At 71.9% G+C, this 4,841-nt stretch carries 4 protein-coding genes; 3 read left to right on the top strand and 1 reads right to left on the bottom strand.

Going from position 1 to position 4,841, the window contains the following annotated elements:
* The 3 genes from GFJ45_RS15075 to GFJ45_RS15065 form a co-directional block, all read left to right on the top strand.
* A partial coding sequence (locus GFJ45_RS15075; protein ID WP_153398655.1) for an ATP-dependent DNA ligase occupies window positions 1-639 on the top strand: 639 nt, incomplete at its 5' end.
* Window positions 639-1,865, top strand: a complete 1,227-nt coding sequence (locus GFJ45_RS15070; protein WP_228387128.1) for an alpha/beta hydrolase family protein — start codon at window positions 639-641, stop codon at window positions 1,863-1,865. The genes GFJ45_RS15075 and GFJ45_RS15070, both read left to right, overlap by 1 nt.
* A gap of 36 nt (window positions 1,866-1,901) precedes the next feature.
* Window positions 1,902-2,771, top strand: a complete 870-nt coding sequence (locus GFJ45_RS15065) for a polyphosphate kinase 2 family protein (RefSeq protein ID WP_153398653.1) — start codon at window positions 1,902-1,904, stop codon at window positions 2,769-2,771.
* Between the two features lie 12 nt (window positions 2,772-2,783).
* On the opposite strand, the gene glgX is transcribed toward GFJ45_RS15065, so the two are convergent.
* The coding region (gene glgX, locus GFJ45_RS15060) for a glycogen debranching protein GlgX (RefSeq protein WP_153398651.1) at window positions 2,784-4,841 on the bottom strand (2,058 nt) is incomplete at its 5' end.

The following is a 4,841-nucleotide window of genomic DNA, read 5'->3' as shown; positions in this document are numbered from 1 at the left end:
CGGCCGCCGGTGCACCTCACCCCGCTGACCGACGACCCGGCCACCGCCCGCGAGTGGTTCCAGCACTTCGAGGGCGCCGGGCTGGACGGGCTCATCACCAAGGACCCGCAGGGCAGCTACCAGCAGGACAAGCGGGTGATGGGCAAGGTCAAGCACGAGCGCACCGCCGACTGCGTCGTGGCCGGCTACCGGCTGCACAAGTCCGGTGACGACGCCGTCGGCTCGCTGCTGCTGGGCCTCTACGACGGCCGGGGCACGCTGGCCCACGTCGGCGTGTGCGCCTCCTTCCCGATGGCGCGGCGCCGCGAGCTGCTCACCGAGCTGCAGCCGCTGGTCACCGACTTCGCCGGGCACCCATGGGACTGGGCCGCCCACGTCGAGGGCGAGCGCACCCCGCGGCGCAACGAGACCTCGCGGTGGAACGCCGGCAAGGACCTCTCGTTCGTGCCGCTGCGGCCGGAGCGGGTGGTCGAGGTTCGCTACGACTACATGGAGGGCGACCGGTTCCGGCACACCACCCAGTTCGTCCGGTGGCGGCCCGACCGCGACCCCGGCAGCTGCACCTACGACCAGCTGGAGCGGCCGGTGTCCTACGACCTGGCCGACGTCCTGCAGCCGCCGGTGCCGGACGGCCGGTGATGACGCGGCAGCAGCACCCGCACCCTGTGCTCGACCGGGTGGTGCGGTGGGGTCCGCGCGCGGCCTCGGTCGCGGCGACCGGCGGGGTGGTCGCCGGCGTCGCGGCGGCGCTGGCGTCGGTGGCCACCGCCACCTACTTCGCCCGGCGGGTCATCACCCCGGAGCTGGAGCGCAAGGACGACGCCCACGTCGTCGCGGTGGACGAGGCCGCCGGCACGGTGACGCTGCGGGCGCAGCCGCACACCGTGTCTCCCGGCCGCTACGGGCTGTGGCTGCAGCGCGGCCAGGGGCACGCCCGGCTGGGTGAGGTGCTCGAGACCGACCTGTCGCCCCGGCGCACGCAGGACCGCACCGTGGTGCGGGCGCTGCACGGCGTGGACGGCGGGACGCTGCTGCCCGGGCCGGCGCGGTGGAACAGCTACTACTACTGCGGCGACCCGCGCTCGGCGCTGGGCCTGGAGTTCGACGAGGTGCAGGTCCGGTCCGACGTGGGTGAGCTGCCGGCGTGGCGGGTCGCCCCGGCCGACCCCGCCCGCCGGCCGGGTGCCTGGGCGGTGCTGGTGCACGGCCGCAGCGCCCGGCAGGAGGAGACGCTGCGGGCGCTGCCGGTGATGCGCGAGCTCGGGTTCACCAGCCTGGTGCCGCGCTACCGCAACGACCCGGGCGCGCCGCCCAGCGCCGACGGCCGCTACAACCTGGGGCTGTCGGAGTGGCGTGACGTGGAGGCCGCCATCCGGTACGCGATCGGCCACGGCGCCCGCACCGTCACCCTGGTGGGATGGTCCATGGGCGGGGCGATCCTGCTGCAGACGCTGGCGCGCTCGGACCTGTCCGGCTGGGTGGACAAGGTGGTGCTGGACTGCCCGGTCATCGACTGGGGGGTCGTGCTCTCCCACCACGCCGACCTCAACCGGATCCCCCGCTCGGTGGACGTGCTGGCGCGGCTGCTCATGGGCCGGCGCGCGACCCGGCACCTGGTCGGGGTGGCCGAGCCCATCGACATCGCGGTCACCAACTGGGTGGCGCGTGCCAGCGAGCTGCGCCACCCGATGCTGCTGATGCACGCCACCACCGACGACGTCGTGCCCTACGGGCCCTCGGCCGAGCTCGCGGCGCGCCGGCCCGACCTGGTGCGGCTGGAGCTGTGGGACGGTCCGCTGCACTGCCGGCTGTGGAACGTCGACAGCGACCGGTGGGAGGGCCAGCTGCGCGACTTCCTGCGCTGACAGGCAGCCCAGCGCCGGGCCTGCCAGGATGCCGGGATGGGTAGCAGCAGCCGTGACCGCACCGACGCCAGCCGGACCCCGTTCAGCGACGCCCTGCGGGCCGGGCCCGGCACCGACCTGGGCGCGATCGACCCCCGGGGCACCCCCGCCTTCGAGGGCAAGAAGAAGCACGGCAAGAAGGCGCTCGTCTCCGCCGACGACGAGCTCGGCCAGCTGCAGGAGCTGCTCTACGCCAACGGCGTCGCCGGCGGCCGGCAGCGGATTCTGCTGGTGGTGCAGGGCATGGACACCGCGGGCAAGGGCGGCATCATGCGCCACGTCATCGGGTCCGTGGACCCGCAGGGGGTGGACCTGACCGCGTTCAAGGCACCGACCGAGGAGGAGCGCCGGCACCCGTTCCTGTGGCGCATCCGCAAGGCGCTGCCCGAGGCGGGCCGCATCGGCGTCTTCGACCGCTCGCACTACGAGGACGTCCTCATCGTGCGGGTGCACGACCTGGTGCCGCGCCGGCAGTGGGCGCGCCGCTACGCCACTATCAACCGCTTCGAGGCCCAGCTCGCCGAGCAGGGCACCACCCTCATCAAGGTGATGCTGCACCTGTCCAAGAAGGAGCAGCGCGAGCGGCTCGCCAAGCGGCTGGAGCGGCCCGACAAGCACTGGAAGTACAACCCCGGCGACGTCGACGAGCGGCGCCACTGGGACGACTACCGGGAGGCCTACCAGGCCGTCCTCGACCAGTGCAGCACCGGGCACGCCCCGTGGTTCGTCGTCCCCGCCGACCGCAAGTGGTACGCCCGGCTGGCGGTGCAGCAGCTGCTGCTGGAGCACCTGCGCGGGCTGGGCCTGCGGTGGCCGGAGGCCGACTTCGACGTCGAGGCCGAGAAGGCGCGGCTGGCCGCGTCCTAGCGGCCGGGGCCGCTACTCGCCCGCGCCGTTGCCGTTCTCCTCCGGCTCGGGAGTCCCGGTGAGCACCACCACGGTCCGCGGCGGCAGCTCCACCGGGGCACCGGCGGCCCACTCCCGCTCCTCCTCGGCGGTGCTGGTCGCGGTGTCCACGACGTTGCGCCAGGCGGGGGTGTTGATCCCGTCGGGGATGATGAAGGTGACGGCCTCGTGGTGGGCGTTGAACAGCAGCAGGAAGTGGTCATCGACCACCGGCCGGCCCAGCGCGTCCGGGGTCTCGATGGCCTGTCCGTTGAGGAAGACCATGATGGAGCGGGCGTAGGAGTTGGACCAGTCCTCCTCCGCCATCGGCTCGCCACTGGGGGAGTACCAGAGGATGTCGCCCAGCTCGCTCTGCCCGCCGTGGCCGGCCTCCCCGGCGAAGAACCGGCGCCGGCGGAAGGCCGGGTGGGTGCGCCGCAGCGTGATGAGGTTCTGGGCGAAGGCCAGCAGCTCCTCGCCGTCGTCGGTGAGGTCCCAGTCCACCCAGGCGGTCTCGTTGTCCTGGCAGTAGACGTTGTTGTTCCCGTCCTGGCTGCGGGAGAGCTCGTCGCCGTGGGCGATCATCGGCACGCCCTGGCTGAGCAGGAGCGTGGTGAGGAAGTTCTTCTGCTGCCGCAGCCGCAGCGCGCTGACCTCGGGGTCGTCGGTGGGGCCCTCGACGCCGTGGTTCCAGGACCGGTTGTGGGCCTCGCCGTCGTTGCCGCCCTCGCCGTTGGCCTCGTTGTGCTTCTCGTTGTAGGAGACCAGGTCCCGCAGCGTGAAGCCGTCGTGGGCGGTGACGAAGTTGATGGAGGCGATCGGGCGCCGCCCGGAGTGCTCGTACAGGTCCGAGCTGCCGGTCAGCCGGGAGGCGAACTCGCCGAGAGTGGAGGGCTCCCCGCGCCAGAAGTCGCGGACGGTGTCGCGGTAGAGGCCGTTCCACTCCGTCCACAGCGGCGGGAAGTTGCCGACCTGGTAGCCGCCGTCGCCGAGGTCCCAGGGCTCGGCGATGAGCTTGACCTGGGAGACCACCGGGTCCTGCTGGATGATGTCGAAGAAGGCGGAGAGCTTGTCGACCTCGTGGAACTGCCGCGCCAGCGTGGCGGCCAGGTCGAACCGGAAGCCGTCCACGTGCATCTCGGTCACCCAGTAGCGCAGCGAGTCCATGATCAGCTGCAGCACGTGCGGGTTGCGCATCAGCAGGCTGTTGCCGGTGCCGGTGGTGTCGTAGTAGTGCCGCTTGTCGTCGTCGACCAGCCGGTAGTAGGCGGCGTTGTCGATGCCGCGGAAGGCCAGCGTCGGGCCGAGGTGGTTGCCCTCGGCGGTGTGGTTGTAGACCACGTCGAGGATCACCTCGATGTCGGCCTCGTGCAGCGCCTTCACCATCGACTTGAACTCGGTGACCTGCTCCCCGCGCGTGCCGTAGGCCGCGTAGCCGTTGTGCGGCGCCAGGAACCCGATGGTGTTGTAGCCCCAGTAGTTGCTCAGCCCCTTGTCGATCAGGTGGCTGTCCTGGACGTACTGGTGGACCGGCAGCAGCTCGATCGCGGTGACGCCGAGCTGGGTGAGGTGCTCGATGACGGCCGGGTGGGCCATAGCGGCGTAGGTGCCCCGGATCTCCTCGGGGACCTCCGGGTGGGTCATCGTCAGCCCCTTGACGTGGGCCTCGTAGATGACGCTGTCGTGGTACTCCCGCTGCGGCGGCCGGTCGTGGCCCCAGTCGAAGAACGGGTTCACCACCACCGACAGCATGGTGTGGGGCAGGGAGTCCTCGGTGTTGCGGGAGTCGGGGTCGCCGAAGTCGTAGGAGAACAGCGCCTGGTGGCCGTCCACCTGGCCGTCGATCGCCTTCGCGTAGGGGTCCAGCAGCAGCTTGGCGGGGTTGCACCGGTGGCCCTCGGCCGGGTCGTAGGGGCCGTGCACGCGGTAGCCGTAGCGCTGTCCAGGCTGGCACTGCGGCACGTAGGCGTGCCAGACGAGGTGGTCGGCCTCGGTCATCTCCCGACGCGTCTCGTTCCCGTCGTCGTCGATGAAGCACAGCTCCACCGCCTC

It is taken from the genome of Ornithinicoccus halotolerans (assembly GCF_009602535.1).
Classification (GTDB): Bacteria; Actinomycetota; Actinomycetes; order Actinomycetales; family Dermatophilaceae; genus Ornithinicoccus; species Ornithinicoccus halotolerans.
Note: the sequence above shows the minus strand (reverse complement) of the source record. Positions and strands in the feature narration are given on the sequence as shown.